This window comes from Chitinophaga agrisoli, assembly GCF_008386695.1.
In the GTDB taxonomy this organism is placed as follows: Bacteria; Bacteroidota; Bacteroidia; order Chitinophagales; family Chitinophagaceae; genus Chitinophaga; species Chitinophaga agrisoli.
This window is the reverse complement of record NZ_VUOC01000004.1, coordinates 2,573,963-2,593,739: the sequence shown is the minus strand read 5'-3', so window position 1 is coordinate 2,593,739 and position 19,777 is coordinate 2,573,963. Positions and strand designations below refer to the sequence as shown.

Here is a 19,777-nt window from a genome sequence, read left to right as displayed (position 1 = left end):
GGGTTGTAATTTATGATGATGGGTAATTAACTTTACTGTGAATTTTACACCCGGAAAACTAAAATGACCAACTGGATCTCGGCCGTCTGCGAAACAAACAACATTAACCTGCACTACACCAGAACCGGAGGTAACAAGCCGCCTGTAATCCTGCTGCATGGATTGATGACCAGTGGCTTATGCTGGACCGGTCTGGCACGGGCGCTGGAAGACGACTATGATGTGATCATGCCGGATGCCCGGGGACATGGTAAGTCAGACGTGCCTGCCTACGGATACCAATATGAAGATCATGCAAATGATATTGCGGGTTTGATAACTGCGCTAAAGCTTCCATCTCCTGTGCTGCTTGGACATTCAATGGGAGGGATGATCGCGGCTGTGGTGGCCAGCCGTAAGCCTGATCTGCTCCGTGGCCTGGTCTTAGCTGATCCATCGTTCCTGAGCCCCGAAGTGCAGCGCGAAGTCCGGGATAGTGATGTGGCAGATCAACATCGGAAAGTGCTTAACATGTCACTGGAGGAAGTAGTGGCATCAGCGCGGGTCAGGCATCCTAACCGGCCGCCTGAGATGCTGGAGATATTTTCCCGGGCGCGACTCCAAACAAGCATGGCCGCTTTTGATGTGCTTACGCCACCCAACCCTGATTATAAGCAGTTAGTGAGTAAAATCGATATCCCAAGTTTGCTCGTATTTGGTGATGGGGGAGTGGTTACGGCTGTTGTTGCGGAAGAGTTGAAAGGCCTTCATCCCCGATTGCAAACTGAGGAAATCAAGGACGCTGGTCACAGCCTGCATATGGATCAACCAGAACGTTTTGCCGCCGTCGTCAAAAAATTCCTGGGATCCATTTCCAGCTGAGCGATCACGATATAACGGAAATCCCTGAACGCTGGTCAGAATTTACCCTTAAAATACTAACTTTAGCTGCCCGAAGCGCCATCCTATGAATACCTTACCAATGGAAAATAAGATTACTACAGACAAAAACGTGCTTGTTGTTTTACAGGAAGATAAAGAGATAGATGCTACAACACAGGAATTAATGGATAATTTTTGTGGAACGGTGGTAAGGGATCTCACTGAAATTGTAGGCAACCCGGGGGATAAAAGGATGTATGTATGTGGCAATATAGCGGATATTCAGGGTGAGTTTGGCCCTCTGTATATTATAAAAGAGCTCTCCAGCAATTATGACGATTATAATAATGCCCGCATCATAACACTTGGCGAAGTTCCCATTGTCATCAGCAATGCTGGCGTATATTTTAGACAATTATTTACTGATGATGATTATTTTAACAGCATCAAATCAGAACATGTATTCCAGGAACTGACTGAATCAAATAAACCGTCCAAAGCTTTTAGAACAGGTATATACCTATCCAATATTACAAAAGGGGAAAATGAGGATGGAAACGAGATCCTGGATTATCACCTTTTGAGATGTTCCAGCAATTTAACCGGGCCTACTGATAATTTCCGCTCAACGGACCGCAGTATCATCGATTCGTTGAATGAGGCTGTTAAATATGTTTTTGCGTATAAGACAGACTTAAATCATGTATTGGCACAGATCTATGAAAACAAACCCAGGACTGACGGTACGGAGAAGGAGATGAAATCCAGGATTAAGGCGCATTCTGACAAAACAAAGGATATGCCCAAAGAAGGGCTGATCGTCTTTTGTACGTTTTATGACCCTACGGAACTGACGCGCCTGAAACCATCTGCCACAGACAGGTACGACTGGTGCTATAAAGATGTTAGCGGTTTAACGAGGCTTCATTTCAAATTAAAAAGTACTGTTGATGATGATACTTTGGAAAAGGAGTTCAGCGTTACCTTATATCCCAATTCCGTGTTTATGATCCCGCTTTCCACTAATAGATTATACACGCATGAGATCAGGCCATCTATCCTGAATGCGGATAAGATTCCGACAAGGATGGGCTATGTGGTCCGTTGTTCAAACCTGGAAGCCCGGTACATGAATGATCAGGCTTACATCAGGGAAAATGGCAGCTTTATTAAACTTGAGCAGATGACAGCGGAAAAGCAGGAAGACCTGAGGGATTTTTACTATGAAGAGAATAAATCAGAAAAAATGGTTGACTATGGGAGCATTCATTTCAGTATGAATGCCGGCGACTATGAAAAGCCAATATTTTAATTGTATGAGCAGTTCGGAGTTTCATAAAATTGCACTTGATCTGGGTCCCGATTTATTCAATGGTTTATTTAATTCGGTAGATTTTGAACCGGTTGCCAAAGGGAGGGTTGGTAACCATTTGGTAAATGTAGGCGATAAGGGTGTGCCGATAGTGAGAACTACTACAAAATATAATATACCGGCTCTTAATTTTTCTGCGATCCATCATATGCTGGTGGAGCGTATTAATGATAATTTGGCGGGTATACCTGTACAGCGGTTTAATAATGCGTTAGTTGAGGTGTATGACTCCGGTTATTATAAAATGAATTATCATTCAGACCATAGTTTGGATCTGGAAGATGATTCATATATAGGGCTTTTTTCCTGTTACGAAAGGCCGGAGGAGCTTTCCGCGCAACATATCAGGAAGTTAAAGATCAAGGATAAGGGAGGAGAGGAAGAGTTTGAGCATTCATTGACACATAATTCCGTAGTGCTGTTTTCATTAGCGGCCAATACAAAGTTTCAGCATAAGATTGTGCTGGATGCTGCGCCACACCCCAAAAAGATGGGGGCGGACAACAGATGGTTAGGCATTACATTCCGAACCTCGAAGACATTTATCCGGTTTGACGATAATATGCCTCGTTTTGCTAATGGGAAGTTATTGGAATTGGCTAATAGTGAGCAGGAAAAGGAGTTCTATAAACTGAGAGGGGAGGAGAACAGGGGAGTGGGTTTTGTTTACCCGGAGCTTATGTATACGGTGAATGCGGCGGATATGATGATGCCGGAGAATGCCCCGGATCTAAAATCAGGCTTCGGGGTCTGTCAGCGCACCCGGCAACATTAATAAAAACGCCATCGCTTTGTTATAATCCAGTAAATCATATTCTAATCCCAGCGCCCTTATATTATCATAATAAGTTTGATGGTGTTTGTAGTAATGTTTTTCAGACTGCACAAACCAGGCCTTTTCTCCTAATTTGCTTGCTAAGAACCATTTTTCCAATAAACGGGCGCTGCGTCCGCTTCCGTCGTTCCATGGATGGATCTTTACAAACACGAGATGGATCATGCTGGCAAAAAAGAATGTTTCCGCCATTGACCGGTCGTTTTCCAGCAACTGACTGATATCAGCATACAGTTGTTCCATTGCTGCGGCCACTTCAAAAGGAGAAGCGGCTACGTACTCAATGCGGCCATCCTTCGTAGTAACATACATATTTTTACTCCTGAATTTGCCTTGATAGCTGCCAGGGAGGATATGTTTCGTTAACAAAATATGCGTGTCTGCTAAGCTGTTACGGTTAAGTGCAGTGTTACTGGCAAACTGGTAGGCCTGGTAAAGGTCATCAATTTTACGGGTGTAATCTGGCTGGAATTCGACACCAAAACGTTTGTGCTTGATATATGAATCCAATTCAATGGATTCTCCTTCAATTTTGCTGGAATATACGGAGGCTACCGAAGTATAAAAACTGAATCCGTCAGTGGAAATTTCTGCATCCTCCAGCCGGTAAAATGCATCGGACAACGCATCCTGCGCTATCTGGTTAATATATTGATCCAATAAGGTGGCGGGTATTATTTGCAGTTCCATATTTTCAGCTACTCAGATCGTTTTGATTAAAACAAGTTATTTTAATCAAGTATAAATATAGATCGTTGAGAGCAGATAAACAAACGGGTGGTATTGTGAAGGCCATGTGTATCGCTGACCAATAACCTTAAATCCACTTAGATACCATATATTTAATAACCGGTTGTAGAAGATGATAATCGGAAGTTTATATATTCTGTACCTTAAAATTAACCAAACATGCAACTCAAACTGATCTTATCGTTTTTGCTTTTAACCACCTGTGTGCTTGCATTTAGCCAGAAAAAGCCATCCGGAAAATCTAATGAGCAAAACATTGATGTTACTGAAAAGGGCTTGATCAAGATATCCATCATGTACCCTTATACCGAGGGTAAAACCTTTAATATGGAGTACTATGAAACAAATCACATGCCTATGGTGGCGGGTTTTTTGGGGTCCAACCTGGTCAGATATACTATTGAAAAAGGGCTTTCCAGCGGCATTCCTAACCAACCTTTACCGTATATGGCCATAGGCACCTTTTATGTAAAGAGTTTAAGTGAATATCAGGCAGCTATCGCTCCAAACAAGGATGCAATCCGTGCAGATTTTGCGAACTATACGAATGTGATGCCTGTTATTTTGGTGAGTGAAGTGGTAAAATGAAGTTAACGCAAACTGGTGGCGGAGATACAAGCTACCAGTTTGCCATTGTTTGCCGGCAGCTCATTTTTTCGCGTAATGCAATGTAACAACGCCTGAACCAAGCGTTTTTGACTCCAGCAATTTCAGGTTGCTCATCTGTGCATTGCTGTCGAACAAACTGATCCCTTTTCCCAATATCACGGGATGCAGCGTGAGTTTGTACTCGTCTATCAATCCCAGGCTCATGAGGCTTTTGGAGAGGCCGGGGCTGCCGAAGATCGCCAGGTCTTTGCCCGGCTGTTGTTTTAGTTTGTTCACCTCTTCTACAATGTTGTCTTTGATCAGGGTGGTATTATTCCAGTCCGCACTGGTCATTGTTGTGGAGAAAACTATTTTCGGAATTTCCTGTACCCATCGTGCATGTTCAAGCGAACCTTCGCTTGCCTTGGGGTTGTCTAACACGGTAGGCCAGTAACCTGCCATTAAATTATAGGTGTTTCTACCATACACGGGCGCGCCTACTGTTTTGACCAGTTCCGCTGCGTATTGCTGCAGCTCGCTATCATAAGTCAGGAAGTCAAGGCCTCCGTTAATGTCGCCGGCAAAACCATCGAGGGACATATGTGCAAATAAGAGCAGCTTTCTCATTTAATTGAGTTTTTTATAGTTTCAATATACAAAACTATTGCCGGAACGCCATTGATGAGGTTAGGATATATTCGCCATCGCATACTGCTTTCTATAGGCAGTGGGGCTCATGCCTTTGACCTTTTTAAAGGCCCTGTTCAGATGACTCTCATCGGTAAAATTCAGCTCAACAGCAATTTCATTGATCCGCATGTCACTGTGTAGCAGACGGGTCTCTATCAACCGTACTTTATAATTGCTAATATAATCCTGCAGGGTTTCCCCTGTTTGCTTTTTAAAATACCGCCCAAGATAATTTGGGGCAATACGGAAATGCGTGCTTAACTGTTCCGTACTAAGCATAGGCGGCTCAAAAATATGCTGCTGGATAAAATGCAACATGTCCAGCACTAGTTCTCCGGTGCTTTCTTTTATATTTTTAGGCAGCTTCAGGGCAATATTTCTTGCCACTATGGTAATGATAGTATTAACAATCTGTTCGCTCACTCTTGTAAAGTAGATCTGCTGATGCGCCTGTTCGGATATTATGCTTTCCATTAAAAAGGAAATCAGGGGCTTATCTATTTTATTCTTCAATATACATCCAGGCCGGTGGCTGGCATTCTGTAATATGTGCTCTATGCATTGCACCGCATCTTTATCATGTGCTGACCTGCCGCGTACATAATATTCATTGAACCGGATAAAGAAAAAGCAAGTTGGCGTAGCAATCTCAAAAGAATAGCTATCCTGGGGGGTAAGCAGAAAAAGGTTGCCTTTCCTGTAAGCGAACTGATTCCCATTTACATACTGTATACCTGTGCCGCTAACGACATAGATCAGTTCAAAAAAATTGATCTTCCGCTTTTTAACAGGAAAGGACTCCATTGTCTTCACTTCAATCTCGAAAGGCTTGTAAAGCGTCTCTTTCATGACCGCAATTTACCAAATTCATCGTATGCGGGTGAACACAGAGACGGGAATATCGCCATTGGGCCGTGGAGGCACCTGCCAGCTGAGCTGGCTGTCTTTAATAGAAAAATCATTTTCCCGTGTGGTAGCGTCGGAATTGGGGTAGCTGGATCTGTCAATATGGAACCGGATCCTGTTTCTTACGGTATCTACTTCATAAGTACCGAAATGGCAGCTCATGGTTAACATGGCGTCACGGTATTCCTCTGGCGTTCCTTTTTTGCGATCTCCGGAGGCAAATGGTTTCCGGTCGCTACTATAGATCTCTACCATATAGTGCCCATCAGGGGTAAAGATCGCAATGCCATGCGGGTTGGCGCCATAGTCAGCCACCCGTTGGCCATTGGGCAATATCTTATCTGCGGCAGTGAGTTTCCAGGCGCCAACAAGCTGCTGTGCCAGTACAGGTGAAGCGATGAAAGTGCAAAGGGTAGTAATGATGTAATACAGGATCTTGTTCATTTTACAAAAGTTCTGACGGTGAAAAGGTAGCATGACAGCTCAAAAGTAGGTTTGTAAAAAGGGGGGTATCTGTAAGATTTTACCAAAATTCTGTACTTATCTGAGCGCAAATTGGGGAGATGCGGAGTCTAAGGGCGTAATTAATACAAAAAGCCGCACAAACCATATGATCTGTGCGGCTTTTTTTTGCAGACCGGAGAGAGACTATTGTCCTTTACTACTTTTCCGGTAACAATACCATCTCTATAAAGTTCTCCCCGCTTAAATATTTATCCGCCATAGCTTTTAAGCTGGCTGGGCTAACTTTAGACAGGTCGCTGTCATAAGTCGTCAGCTCGTGCAGATCATCCTGGTTTTGCAGGGTGGTGACCAAATAATCGAACCACCAGATATTCGTTTTCAAGGCTGTTTCCCGCGAGCGCTTATCCTCCGCTTTGTATTTATCAACATTGATCTGTGGCGGTCCGGAGATCTTTAATTTATTGATCTCGTCCTGCACGGATGCCACCAGCTTGTCAACATTCTGGGGGGCGCAGCCAAACGAAATAGTGAACATATAACGGGGATCCGGATCCTTGGTCACCATTTGACCCACACCGGGACTGTATACGCCGCTTTCATCTTCACGCAGCCGTTCAATGAGCCTGATCTGCAGTACTTCCTGCAGGGCTTCCAGTTGTATTTTTTCAGCGGGGCTGTAGTCGAACTTGCCAGAAAAAGCCAGCCTGACCGTAGCCTTCGACGCGGCGCCTTTATAGATCGTTTTTTCTATCCGGCCCTCCGGCGGGTATATGCCCAGGTCCTTATAGTTTTCAGCTTTGTGTGTGGAAGGCAACCCGCCCAGGTATTTTTCCAGTAAGGGCTTCACTTCATCAATTTTAAAGCTGCCAACAAAGACAAATGTAAAATTAGAGGCGTCTGCGAAACGTTCTTTATAGATCTCAAGCGCCCGCTCCGGATTGATCTGATCCAGTTTGGCAACAGTTGGGCCGGAACGGCGCATACTGCCCTGATTCCAAATAGCATTGGCGGAATCTGCGAACACAACGTTCGGATCGTTGGCCATGTTGGCAAGGCTGGCTTTGTTCCGGCGGACAAAACCATCAAATAATGGTTTGTCTATGCGCGGCTCGGTAAAATAGGCATACGCCAGTTGTAGCGCAGTTTCCATATCTTTCATAATGCACCCGCCACTGACGGTCTGGTAATGTTCGCTAATTTCCGCGCCCGCGCCCGCCTGTTTATCACTAAGATATTTCTGGAGCTCACTGGCAGTATAATTGCCCACTCCGGCAACACCTGTGACGGCCGTGGCATAAGCCGCAGATGGGTAGTCGGCGTCGCTGTACAGCGAGCTGCCACCCGGTGCAAAACCACTGTACATTATCTGGTCATTCTGAAAATCTGTTGGCATTAGCAGCACCTTAACGCCATTACTGAGTGTGAGGGTAGTGGTATGGAGTATCTCGTCGCTTTCTTCCTTCACGGTTTTGCCCGCTACGGGTTCATGCGAAAGAAGCGGCAGTTTGCTCATTTCATCTTTATAAGGCTTTAGTGATTCGCCTTCTACCTGCGCCAGCCAGCTTTCTACAGTGGCCTGGCGGGGCAGGCCCGCTTTCTCCTTTTCCGGAGCGGTGATCAGGATATCGCGGTCTACCGGCCGGATATATGTTTTACAAATGGCGTTAATGTCCTTTATAGTGATCGTGGGCAGGTCCATTTGGGTCAACCGGTATTCTTCGGCAATGCCTGGTGCGGGAGTTCCTTTTAAAAAGTATTGGAGGTATTCATTTACGAAATGGTTGGAGACAGTTTTATCGCGCTCTTTAAAACTGAACTCGACTAGGTTCAGGTAGTTTTTTTTAGCCCGTTCCAGTTCAGGTTCAGTAAAGCCGTATCTGGCCGCCCTGATGGTTTCCCGCCAGAGCGCTTTCATACCTTTTTCCAGTTCGCCGGGCCGGGCGGTGATATTGGCGGAATAAACATCCAGGCTGTTAATGAAGTTCATAATGGTTGCCCCTCCGTTAATATAGGGCGGATCTGCCTGTCTTGTTAATTCCGCATAGCGGGCGGCAAGCATTTCGTTGAAGAGAGAACGGATAATGAAGTTACGGTAGTCGGCAGCGCTCCGTAAGGGTTCCTCCGGATGTTTGATCAGGATCTCCGCGGCGATGTTCTTATTTTCCGGATCGGTCACGGTGATGAACTGGTTCTTGCCAGTCAACGGAACGGTATAAATAGTGCGTATTTTTTCGTTTACCGGGTTTTTCAGGTCGCTGAACTTGGCTTTAATGCTTTTTTCCATCTCATCCACGTTTATATCGCCCACTACAATAAGGGCTTGTAAATCCGGCCGGTACCAATCCTGGTAAAAACTTTTCAGGGTGGCCGGTTTGAAATGGTTCAATACAGTGTCCACGCCAATAGGCAGCCGGTCTGCGTAACGGGCATGGTTCAGGATCAGGGGGAAATACACGTCGCGCATGCGCTGGGCAGCGCCTTTGCGCAGACGTTTTTCTTCAAGTACAACGCCGCGTTCTTTATCGATCTCTACCGGGTCCAATATGGCTTCATGCGCCCAGTCCCGCATGATCTGCAAGCCGCCTTGCAGCAGCTCGGGTTGATCGGAGGGGAGTGGTAACTGGTAAACGGTTTCGTCAAAGCTGGTGTAAGCGTTCAGATCGGCCCCAAACCTTACCCCGGATCTTTGCAGGTAATCCACCAGTTCATTTTTTGGAAAATGGGTGGTGCCGTTAAAGCTCATATGCTCCATAAAATGAGCAAGCCCGCGTTGTTCATCTGTTTCTAATATGGCGCCTGCTTTGTTGGCCAGGTAAAATATCACCCGGTTTTTAGGTTCTTCGTTATGCCGGATATAGTAGGTAAAACCGTTCGGCAATGTACTGGTTCGTACGGCCGGGTCCAGCGGCAGGTCTGTACTATGTTTTGAAGATGTTTGCGCAAAAGCCGCGAGAGATGCGCACACTAGTATTGATAGTGATGTTATGCGAAAGTGGATGGTCATTTTTTAATTGTTCTGGAATTGATCAATGCAATAATTCTTTCAGTTTATCCGTGAGCATGGCGCCCCTGAGATTCTTAGCTATAATTTTTCCGGACGGATCGATCAGCAGGTTACTGGGAATGGACTCTATGCCAAAATCGGCGGATACTTCATTCCTCCATCCTTTCAGGTCTGATAATTGTGCCCAGGGCATTTTATCGTCGCGGATCGCTTTTTTCCAGTTGGCGGCTTTATCGTCCAGTGAAACGCCTACAACCGTGAACCCTTTGTCTTTAAATGCATTGTACGCTTTTAGCACATTCGGGTTCTCTGCCCGGCAGGGACCGCACCAGCTGGCCCAGAAATCCACCAGCACATATTTCCCTTTAAAGCTGCTGAAGTGCACCGGATGCCCGCTGGTATCCCGTTGCATAAAATCCGGCAACTGTTTTCCCAGCCGGCTTTTTTTCAATAGCTCCAGTCTTTGGGCCAGTTTTTTACCTGATTCTGTCTGTTGTAATGATTTGTCAAGCCCGTCGTATAGCGGTTTCATCTCATTGTAACCGGCAGCGAATGAAGTACGCTGTTCTATCAGGCAAAGGCTGTAAAAGCTTTTAGGATGACTGGCCACAAATTCATTAACGACGTCTTCCTTTTGTTTTACAATGCCATCTAACTGCACACGTAATGCTGCCGTGTCTTCTTTGGAACCACCCTTAAACCCTGCCCACAGCAGGCTTTGCCGGGCCGTCAGTTTTTCGAGGGATATGCCTAAGAGATGCGCATCATCCTGTGTGGGCGAACCCGTTATAACGTAGGAATCCGAAGAATCCTTTGTGCCGGTAAGCTTAATATGACCTGGCTCTACATAAAAGAAATTACCGTAATTATTGATACTTAGTCCAATTAACTGGGGCTCAGTTAGATTGGCCTTCCAGGTAAAATTGTCATTCACGGAAGCGATGGTGTCTGTTTTAAATGCACCGTCTTGCCTGTAGCTGATCTCTACATTGGCGCCGGATAAACCCTTTAGCTGGCCGGAGAGTACTGTGTTCTGAGCCAGCGCTGTTAAACTGAGCGAAGACAATGGAATAAGCAGCATGCTGCTTAATAAATGCTTTCTTTTCATATGCAGTTTTGTTTATGAATAAAGATCATCATCCGGGGTATGTATGATACCCCGGCAATGAATGGTTGTCAGTAAAAGGATGCTTTAATACCCCGGATTCTGGGTAAGTACATTATTTAGTTGTATCTGTGCCTGGGGGATAGGATACAACGCATCCGTTGCGCTGAATCCGGGCTTTACGGCCCCTAGCACGGCCTCCGCTGTTCCGGTCCTTTTCAGGTCATACCAGCGGTTGGCCCATTCACAAAAAAGCTCCACCTGGCGTTCGTGCATAACCGCTTTTAATACGGCGGTTTGTGATGCCGGATCTGCGGTGCTGGCGGATAATCCGGCCCGGGCGCGTATGATATTCACATCTGCCAGCGCCTCAGTAAGATGGTTCAGATGCGCTGCCGCTTCTGCACGGATCAGGTACATTTCAGCTAATCTCAATATCATCTGATCTTCCGTGGGCGTACTGCTTGCGGATACATTTTTATACTTATACGGGTAATAGACCGTTGTACCGTTAACGACCGTTGAGCCTACCCAATCCTGCATGCGTTTATCTCCTGTTTCAAAAGCAGCTAACAGGGAACCTGTTAATATGTAGCGGGGAATAGCCCCCGGAGAAACAGGAATAAAATGCTGCGCATCCGATACCCCGTAATACCCCTGGTTCCCGGGGATCTGCCAGATGGCTTCCTGGCTACCGTTCAGGAATACGCCGGTTAAAGGGGTATTCGTCAGGTTGTACAGTCCTGATCTTATCACGGAATCGGCTTCATTGTAAGCGCTTTGCCAGTTGGACTGGTAGAGATTAACCTTGGCCAGCAAGGCAATGGCGGTATATAGATTGGGCCGTGCCCTCCCGGCTGATGGATAGCTGTCTGTTAGTTTTTCCGTGGCATCCGTAAGATCAGCTTTCACCTGGTCATATATGTCCGCCGCGGAAGATCTGGGTAACCGTTGTGTTTCCTTGTAGGATATAGAAGTTACCAATGGCACGCCGCCAAACAGATTAACCATGTTAAAATAATACAGGGCGCGCACCACCTTCATTTCGCCGGTGATCTGCTGCTGGAAGGAGGGGGATAAATTAGCATTACCGGTAATGCCGCTCAGCACCGCATTTACCTGGTAAATGCTTTGATAAGGGTACCCCCATAAGGTAATGACGCCGCTGTTTAACGGTGTGAGGTTATAGCTGTAAAACTGTAGGGCGTCATCTGCATAATTGTACGATAGTTCATCTGCAGAAAGGCCGCAGGACGTAGTTAACTGTCCGCTGGTATATGCAAAACCATTCCCTATATTATAGGCATACACGCCGGCAACAGCGGTAATGGCGGTGGCGCTGTCTGCAAATTGTTGTTGTTGTGTAATGGCGGAAGGAGGATTGGAAGGAATGGTGACTAATTTTTTGCAGGACGTCAATGAGGCGGCAGCTATCAGCATACCGGCCATTATTTTATTTATATCAAAACGCATGATCATTTTCTTAAAATTTGAGATTTAAACCAAAGGCCAGGACACGCTGTACCGGGAAAGTGCTGAATGAGCCGGGTGTTTCCGGATCGCCTACTTTATAGTTTGTGAACGTGAGCAGGTTTTGTGCGTTCGCGAAAATGCTTGCTCCTTTCATGTGCGCCTTACTCAAAAAAGCAGCGGGTAGCTGGTAGGATAAAGAGACAGTTTTTACGCGCAGGTAGGTATCATCGCAATAAACGCCGCTGGATTGTGCAAAACTCACTGCAGAGCTCATAGCGGCAGAGCTGTAGCTGCTGGCCAGGCGTTGGAGCTGGGCATTGTCTCCACCCTCTTTCCAATAATTGCCCAATACTGCCACAGGCTGATTATACGAAAGACCAAGCTGGTTGCCATTATAGATCTCCGCCAGGTAACTGGGCGCATGCTGGCTGGAAAACTGGCAAAAAATATACAGGCTGAATTGTTTCCAGTTAAAAGTATTGCCAAAGCCGCCCATGTATTTTATCTGCTGGTCGGAAACCGGGACCTGATCGCCGCCAGTGGAGGCGGGACCGTATGCGGGATGGGAGGTAACTGTTCCGTCCTTTGCGTAAAACTCAAAAAGCCCGGTCTTAGGATTTACGCCTTTATACCTGTATCCATAGATGATGGAAGTAGGCCGGCCAATTTCATACACATTGGCATAAGAAGAGCTTGCCAGGTCCGGGAATGCCAGCAGCTTATTGCGGTTAAATGAGATATTAAAATTGGTCGTCCAGGAGAAATTCTTTGTTTTAATGTTGGTGGCGTTGATGGCGAACTCAAATCCCTTATTTTGTACAGTGGCATTTAAATTCCCTAATACGGATGGTAGGCCTACCTGTATTGGCAAAGGATAATCCACCAGCTGGTTGCCTTCGCGGTTCCTGTAATAAGTAGCGTTGAATAAAAGACGGTTATCAAAAAGACCAAGGTCTAAGGATACATTCAGGGATTTTTTCAATGCCCAGCTATAGTCAGGATTATAAAGATTAGCCGGATAGCTGGGGTTAATCCCCTGGAAATTGGGTAAATAAGGTGGGAAGCCTAGGTATAGGGACTGGTATTGATAGGCCTTTATACCATCAGACCCGGAGGTGCCATAGCTGCCGGATATTTTACCATAGCTGAACAGGGGAGATAATCTTTCAAAGACCTTCTCCTCGGAAAAGATCCATCCTGCGCCCACAGCACCAAAATTACCAAACTGGTTTCCCGGGCCAAAATTGCTGGAACCATCCCGCCGGCCTGTCAGTTCAAGGATAAACTCATTGTCATAGATATAGTTTAACCGTGCGAAGCCTGCGCTATACCTGTAAATATCGGAGGCGTCCAGAGAACCCACCGTAGGCGCCCCGTTAATGGATCCAAGGAAGTTATCATTGGAATATCCCTGCCCGGTGGTGTAGGTAGAGTTGTTGGTATTCTTTTTATAAGTGGAGCCAAGCATGGCGCTTAAAGTACCCTTGCCAATATTCCTGGTGTAGTTAATTTGCGGCTCTATATTAACCGTTTGGAAATTATTAACGGAAAAGTTGGCCTGCCTGTTAATATAGGCCGGGTTCTGCGCCACACCGGGGTCTATAGATGTTTCATTGGTATTGTTCCGGTTATAGCCCATATTGGCGCTGATGGTCAAGCCCTTGAACAGTTTATAGGAAATATGGAATGCAGTGTTGAAATTATAGTTCTTCAGATCTGTGGGCTGCTTTAGGGAACTGTAAAACTGGTAAGTGGTTAGATCTACCCCCTGGTAATTCCAGATCAGGGAGCCGGAAGGGCTCAGCAGATCCGGTAAGTTAGGCTGTAATACCACGTCGTTTGCCCCGCCAAAACCGGCAGAATAATTTTGTTCATATCCAAAATCGGTGGTCAGATCAACCGTCAGGCGGTAATCTTTTGAGCTATGATGCACATTGCTATGAAGGGTGTATCGCTGATCGGAAAAATCGCCGGGATAGTTATAGTTGGATCTGTTGTAGCCGGCCGAAATAAGGAAAGTATTATAAGAGGTACCGCCGGAAAGGCTGCCATGAACCGCTACATTGCTGGTATTCCGGCCATAGATCAGTTTTTGCCAGTTCGTGTATTTATGCTGATCAAAGATTGTCAGATCAGGCGCATAAGCCAGATAATCGGTTGGGTTGTTACTGGGTGTTAAACCATCCGCGGCAAAAGCGTCTTTCCTCAGTTGCAGGTATTGCTCCGTATTTAACATTTTAACGGGACGGCCTACTGAATTAAAACCGGTGTTTACATTCAGATTAAAAGCAGCAGGCCCTGGTTTCCCCTTTTTAGTGGTGATCAGGATCACGCCGTTAGACCCTTGCGTACCATAAATAGAGGTGGCGTCGGCGTCTTTGAGGATACTGATGCTTTCTATATCCGCGGGATCAATATTGTTAAAAGGGCTGAGACCTGTGGCCTGGCTAATACTTCCCGGGTTGTCCTGCGCAGCCACCAGGGAGGCAAACTGATTTACGTTATTATTCTGTGAGGCAAACGGAACGCCATCTATTATAAATAAGGGCTGATCATATGGCTTTGAAGGATTAACGGTAGCATTCAGCTTCAATGTATTTTGTCCCCTTATCTGTACTACTACCTGCGATCCCGGTATGCCGCTGGTGGCGGTAACGGCTAACCCGGGCACCTGCCCCTGTAAGGCAAGCAAAGGATTGGATACAGGTTGCCGTTCGATATCTTTCGCAGTTACTGTTGCCATTGAGCTAATGCTGTAACGCCTGGATCCTGTTCCGTAAGCGATCACCTGCACCTGGTCCAGTTGGGATGTGCCCCGGTGTAAGATAAATTGTATACGCAGATTGGTGCCGGTATTGACAATGTCAACAGCAGATCTTTCATACCCTACATAGCTGGCTATCAGGGTAAATTTGCCCTGTGGTACATTGGCGAGACTAAAAGTACCTTTACTGTCAGTTTGCGTGGAGAAAGCCATTCCCTTTATCGCAACAGATGCGCCAACCAAAGGATTGCCCAGTGTATCGGATACGGTTCCACTGATGTTAGCGGGTGCTCTGAGCTGCGCTGATAACTGGTCCATCAGGGATGCCTGTTTTACGGTCACCACAACAGACTTATTCTCGATGGTATAATTTAGCGGCTGGCCCTCAAAGATCTTTGCCAATGCTTCATGCAGATCAACGTTCTTAATGTTGATCGAAACAGGGCTGGCTTTTTTAAGGTCGCTGCCGGTAAATAAAAAATCGTAACCGGTTTGATCGCTGATGTGATTAAATACATCCACTAACGGCGCATTCTTTTCCACCAGTGTGATCTTTTGGGCTAAGGAAGATGCAGTTACATGCAGCATGACTGTGACCAGGATAAAAGTGGTTAGCTTCATGATCAGCAGAAGTTTACGGGCATTAAGGCGCGAACGCACATGCCCCTGATTTCCAGGGAAAAAATTGTACATTTGGCTCAAGTTGGTTTAATGCGCTTTGCCTTGCATTTTCGACGATGGCGGAGGCTGAGCGCGGTTCTAAAATGTTAACACGTTTTGGTTGACCTTCCTGCATCCTGGTTAGCGCCGGGATGTTTTTTTTGGTAATTGGTTGATCTGTTATTTACTTAATACAGTTACGTTCTTCCCCTCTATTTTAAAGTATACCTTATTGGATCTTTCTAATATCCGCAACACCTCGCTGATGTTGCGCGTACGGGCCACACGGCCGTAAAAAACTTCGTTGGTGATTGTCCCTTCGTATGTAACTTCTATATTATACCACCGCGCAAGCTGGCGCATAACGGCCCCAATGGACTCGCCGTTAAAACCGAACAAGCCCTCTTTCCACGCCGTTGCCTGGGCCACGTTAGCGCTGGCTGTGGTAAGGCTGTTGCCTTTAAGTATGGCCTGGTTACCGGGTGATAATTGGGTCTCTTTGCCGGCGGCGCTCACTTTAATAGCTCCTTCGATCAGTGTGGTACGGGAGTCCGGATCATCGGGATACGCCGTGATATTAAATGCCGTACCAATGTCTGTGATGATTTGCCCCGGTGTTCTGATCTGTAGCGGGGCGGCTGCATTATGTACCACTTCTGCATAGATCTCTCCGTTTATCAGCTCTACTTCTTCTTTCCTGTTCTTAGAAAAACTGACCGGGTACCGCAAGGTCGTGGCGGCATTTAGCGTGATCTTGGTGCCATCCGTGAGTGTTACGGTATAAGGCCTGCCGCCTGCGGGGATCTGTATGGTATCGTAGACGTTGGTGTATGTTGCATTGGCTGGCGCATAAGCCAGCTGCTCTCCGGGGGATTTGGTTACATTGGTCCGGGCTATCTGGCCGTTAGCTATACTATCCAGCAGGATGGTCTTACCACCGCTTTTTAGAATAGCCGCCGCCGTGAAAGGAGCAAGATCGTGGCCTGCCGGGCGGGTGGCGGTTTTCCTGTTCAACAGCAACCAGGCGCCGGCGCCTAACACAATTAATACAGCGGCGGCAGCAGCCATCCGTTGCCAATGCCGGCCTGGCTGTTGGGGGGTGATAGCCGGCTGCAATCTGGCCCAGACCGCGGCTGCGTCTTCTAACCGCTCTTCCAGTGAATAGTCCGCCGGATGTTCTTCCCGGTGCTGAAGATACCAGTTCTCCAGAAGGGCTTTTTCCGCATCAGTGGCAGTTCCGTTATGTATTCTTGATAAGAGGTCTTTAAGTTCTTGTTCCTGCATAAGATCGCCTTACTATTAATAAGACAATTAACTGAGGCGGAACAGGTAAGTGAAATGAAAAAAAATTTATTTAGGGTAGATGATCCAGAGGAGATAGGCGAAAAGGCCCAGTTTAATGCGTAGGATCTTTAGCGCATTGGTGATGTGTTTACTGACAGTCTGCTCGGAGATATCTAATTTTTCAGCAATTTCCCGGTGGCTGAGGTGTTGTTTGCGGCTAAGCTCAAAAACTTCCCGCATTTTAGGAGGCAGTGCGGCAATCTCCTTTTCGATGAGGGCGATCAGTTGATTTTCACGGGCCCTGTGATCCGTAATGGTTTGGGGTTGTTCCAGAAATTTCAGGATGGAATCAAAATATTTCCCTTCTACTTTTTTCCGCGTGATCTGGTTGAGTACAATGTTACGGGCCGCTGTATAGAGGAACCCCGCAAGGCTGCTCGTTATTTCCAGCTGTTCCCGGCCGGCCCAAAGCCTGGTAAATACTTCCTGTACGATATCTTTCGCTTCCTCCCGGTCACCGGTCTTGTTGTAGATGTGGTTCAGTAAGACAAAGATATACCGGTTATAAATTTCAATGTATGCCTGCTGGTCCCCGGACTTAAGTAAGCCCACCAGTGTTTGATCTGTATGTTGATCATATACATTCACAATGGCAAAATCATTTGTATAAAGGTAGCAAAATAAGAAGTTGGCGTTAGCCCCCAAAAACAAAAAAGCCACACATTCCTGTGCGGCTCTACTTTGTATCAGTCTTACTATGCGGACCGGACGGGACTCGAACCCGCGACCTCCGCCGTGACAGGGCGGCATTCTAACCGACTGAACTACCGATCCTCCTCACTTCCCAGGCGTACCTGTTCCGTTTTGGGATTGCAAAGATAGCAACAAACATCCCAATTCTGCAAATCTTTTTTAAAAAAACTTTTCAGCTTTATCTTTACACCGTTCTTTAACCAATTTTAAATCTAATTATGCAATTCCTGGATTTTGAAAAACCTATTGCGGACCTGTATGAACAACTGGATAAGCTCAAGGAAAACGGCCAGAAATCGGGCGTGGATGTTTCCGCTACCGTGAATGAATATGAGCAGAAGATACTGGCTACCCGGCAAGAAGTTCACAGCAAGTTGACCAGTTGGCAGAAGGTACAGCTCAGCAGGCATCCTGATAGGCCCTATACCCTGGCATATATCGAAAGGATGACCACCAATTTCCTGGAGCTGCATGGCGACAGGAATGTAAAGGATGATAAAGCGATGGTTGGCGGCTTTGCTGAACTGGATGGTGAGACCGTTATGTTCATAGGCCAGCAGAAGGGGATCAATACAAAAATGCGGCAGATCCGCAACTTTGGTATGGCTAACCCGGAAGGCTACCGTAAGGCCCTCCGCCTCATGAAGCTTGCAGAAAAGTTCAATAAGCCGATCGTTACCCTTATAGATACCCCTGGCGCTTTCCCCGGCCTCGAAGCTGAAGAGCGCGGACAAGGGGAGGCCATCGCCCGTAACCTTTTCGAAATGGTGAAGCTGCGGGTGCCGGTTATCTGTATCATCATCGGAGAAGGCGCTTCAGGTGGCGCATTGGGCATCGGTATAGGCGACCGGGTATTCATGCTGGAAAACAGCTGGTATACTGTGATCTCCCCGGAAAACTGCTCCACCATCCTGTGGCGTACCTGGAATTTTAAGGAAAAGGCCGCCGAAGAGCTGAAGCTGACATCCGACCATATGAGCAAATTTGGCCTGGTGGATGGCGTGATCAAGGAGCCCCTGGGTGGCGCCCATGTAAACCCGGACGAAGCTGCTGCTATCCTCAAGGTCAGGATCAAGGAAACCCTGGCTGAGCTCAGGAAGATCGATCCTGATACCCGTATTGAACAGCGCATAGACAAGTTCAGCCGGATGGGATTTTTCGAAGAACGGTAAAAAATATTTAGAGATAACAGGCCAAATACCAATATTTGCAGACTTTTTGGCTTATAAATAATTCATGGAACAGTTACGAGGAACAGGCGTAGCCTTGGTTACACCGTTCAAAGCAGATGAAAGCATTGACTGGAATGCTTTGGAAAAATTGATTGATCATGTGATTAATGGCGGGGTAAACTATGTAGTATCATTAGGTACCACCGGCGAGACACCCACCCTCTCTGCAGAAGAGAAGCTGGACATTATGCAGTTCACTTTCGAAAAAGTGAATAAGCGGGTCCCGGTGGTAATAGGCATAGGCGACTATAACACCCGCGATGTGGTGAAGCGGCTGGAAACCTGTCCGCTGGACCAGGCAGCTGCCGTACTGAGCGTGGCGCCCTACTACAGTAAGCCCAGCCAGGAAGGGATCTTTCAACACTACCAGGCTATTGCCAAGGCATCTCCCAGGCCGGTTATCCTGTACAATGTGCCCGGCCGTACCGGTCGTAACATGACGGCAGCTACCACCCTGCGCCTGGCCCATGAGGTAGAGAACATCGTAGCCATGAAGGAAGCCAGCGGCGATATGATGCAGTGTATGCAGATCATCAAAGACAAACCGGCCGGTTTCCTGGTGATCAGCGGCGATGACGCCCTGGCCCTGCCCCAGCTGGCCTGTGGTATGGATGGTGTGATCTCTGTGGCCGCCAACTATTTTGCAGCCGATTTTGCCGAAATGGTAAAGACAGCGTTGGCGAACAACTTCCCGGCAGCCCGTAATCTGCATTATAAGCTGCAGGAAGCCTTTGATCTGATGTTTGCGGAAAATAACCCCGCCGGCATCAAATCCTACCTGCATCAGGGCGGTATTTGCGAAAATATCTTCCGCCTGCCCGTAGTACCGGTAAGTAAGGAGCTCGAAGCTAAGATCAAAGCCAGCGTAGCCGGTTTTAAATAATTGATTATAAGCCGCTCAAATGGCGTATGACCCTCCAAAGCAATGTCTTTGGAGGGTTTTTTATTGCCCGTCATTGCTGTGACATTGCATTGACATTGCTATGAAACTGCATTGACATTGCTATCCTTCCATTAGATGAACGGTACCGGGAT

Annotated in this window: 16 protein-coding genes and 1 tRNA gene; 6 read left to right on the top strand and 11 right to left on the bottom strand. The window is 46.8% G+C overall.

Going from position 1 to position 19,777, the window contains the following annotated elements:
• Positions 1–63 precede the first annotated feature (63 nt).
• The 3 genes from F0L74_RS29335 (at position 64) to F0L74_RS29325 (ending at position 3,008) form a co-directional block, all read left to right on the top strand.
• Positions 64–861: an alpha/beta fold hydrolase gene (locus tag F0L74_RS29335; RefSeq protein WP_149841448.1), complete on the top strand. Its 798-nt coding sequence runs from the start codon at positions 64–66 to the stop codon at positions 859–861.
• Positions 862–961: 100 nt separating this feature from the next.
• A complete protein-coding gene (locus F0L74_RS29330) occupies positions 962–2,173 on the top strand; it encodes a hypothetical protein (protein WP_213087101.1) in 1,212 nt (403 codons plus the stop codon).
• Between the two features lie 4 nt (positions 2,174–2,177).
• Positions 2,178–3,008 carry an alpha-ketoglutarate-dependent dioxygenase AlkB gene (locus F0L74_RS29325; RefSeq protein WP_149841446.1) on the top strand — a complete coding sequence of 277 codons (831 nt, stop codon included), beginning with the start codon at positions 2,178–2,180 and terminating at the stop codon, positions 3,006–3,008.
• On the opposite strand, the gene F0L74_RS29320 is transcribed toward F0L74_RS29325, so the two are convergent.
• Positions 2,970–3,728 carry a Fic family protein gene (locus tag F0L74_RS29320; RefSeq protein ID WP_213087100.1) on the bottom strand — a complete coding sequence of 253 codons (759 nt, stop codon included), beginning with the start codon at positions 3,726–3,728 and terminating at the stop codon, positions 2,970–2,972. The two genes, F0L74_RS29325 and F0L74_RS29320, sit on opposite strands and share 39 nt — an antisense overlap.
• 249 nt (positions 3,729–3,977) lie before the next feature.
• Between F0L74_RS29320 and F0L74_RS29315 the strand changes: the two genes are divergently transcribed.
• Entirely contained in the window at positions 3,978–4,406 is a 429-nt protein-coding gene (locus F0L74_RS29315; protein ID WP_149841444.1) for an EthD family reductase, read from the top strand.
• A gap of 60 nt (positions 4,407–4,466) precedes the next feature.
• Here the strand turns inward: F0L74_RS29315 and F0L74_RS29310 are convergent, their stop codons facing one another.
• The 10 genes from F0L74_RS29310 to F0L74_RS29265 all read right to left on the bottom strand — a co-directional run bounded on the left by F0L74_RS29310 (position 4,467) and on the right by F0L74_RS29265 (position 17,591).
• Positions 4,467–5,033 carry a dihydrofolate reductase family protein gene (locus F0L74_RS29310; protein ID WP_149841443.1) on the bottom strand — a complete coding sequence of 189 codons (567 nt, stop codon included), beginning with the start codon at positions 5,031–5,033 and terminating at the stop codon, positions 4,467–4,469.
• 60 nt (positions 5,034–5,093) lie between these two features.
• On the bottom strand, positions 5,094–5,945 hold the full coding sequence (locus tag F0L74_RS29305) for an AraC family transcriptional regulator (protein WP_149841442.1): 852 nt from the start codon (positions 5,943–5,945) through the stop codon (positions 5,094–5,096).
• 18 nt (positions 5,946–5,963) lie between these two features.
• Positions 5,964–6,446, bottom strand: coding sequence for a lipocalin-like domain-containing protein (locus F0L74_RS29300; protein ID WP_149841441.1), 483 nt, complete (start codon positions 6,444–6,446; stop codon positions 5,964–5,966).
• Between the two features lie 217 nt (positions 6,447–6,663).
• On the bottom strand, positions 6,664–9,432 hold the full coding sequence (locus F0L74_RS29295) for a M16 family metallopeptidase (protein WP_213087099.1): 2,769 nt from the start codon (positions 9,430–9,432) through the stop codon (positions 6,664–6,666).
• 61 nt (positions 9,433–9,493) lie between these two features.
• Entirely contained in the window at positions 9,494–10,579 is a 1,086-nt protein-coding gene (locus tag F0L74_RS29290; RefSeq protein WP_149841439.1) for a TlpA disulfide reductase family protein, read from the bottom strand.
• Between the two features lie 84 nt (positions 10,580–10,663).
• A complete protein-coding gene (locus F0L74_RS29285) occupies positions 10,664–12,049 on the bottom strand; it encodes a RagB/SusD family nutrient uptake outer membrane protein (RefSeq protein ID WP_213087098.1) in 1,386 nt (461 codons plus the stop codon).
• Positions 12,050–12,059: 10 nt separating this feature from the next.
• On the bottom strand, positions 12,060–15,434 hold the full coding sequence (locus tag F0L74_RS29280) for a SusC/RagA family TonB-linked outer membrane protein (RefSeq protein WP_213087097.1): 3,375 nt from the start codon (positions 15,432–15,434) through the stop codon (positions 12,060–12,062).
• 219 nt (positions 15,435–15,653) lie between these two features.
• Positions 15,654–16,757 carry a FecR family protein gene (locus F0L74_RS29275; protein ID WP_149841436.1) on the bottom strand — a complete coding sequence of 368 codons (1,104 nt, stop codon included), beginning with the start codon at positions 16,755–16,757 and terminating at the stop codon, positions 15,654–15,656.
• Between the two features lie 66 nt (positions 16,758–16,823).
• Positions 16,824–17,405, bottom strand: a complete 582-nt coding sequence (locus F0L74_RS29270; protein WP_188316218.1) for an RNA polymerase sigma factor — start codon at positions 17,403–17,405, stop codon at positions 16,824–16,826.
• A gap of 112 nt (positions 17,406–17,517) precedes the next feature.
• A tRNA-Asp gene (locus F0L74_RS29265) sits at positions 17,518–17,591 on the bottom strand.
• A 137-nt stretch (positions 17,592–17,728) separates the two neighbouring features.
• Between F0L74_RS29265 and F0L74_RS29260 the strand changes: the two genes are divergently transcribed.
• Together F0L74_RS29260 and dapA are read left to right on the top strand one after the other, a co-directional pair.
• The gene (locus tag F0L74_RS29260; RefSeq protein ID WP_188316217.1) at positions 17,729–18,682 is read left to right on the top strand and encodes an acetyl-CoA carboxylase carboxyltransferase subunit alpha; all 954 of its coding nucleotides are present in this window, start codon (positions 17,729–17,731) and stop codon (positions 18,680–18,682) included.
• A 64-nt stretch (positions 18,683–18,746) separates the two neighbouring features.
• Positions 18,747–19,625, top strand: a complete 879-nt coding sequence (gene dapA / locus F0L74_RS29255) for a 4-hydroxy-tetrahydrodipicolinate synthase (protein WP_149841433.1) — start codon at positions 18,747–18,749, stop codon at positions 19,623–19,625.
• Positions 19,626–19,777: the final 152 nt, after the last annotated feature.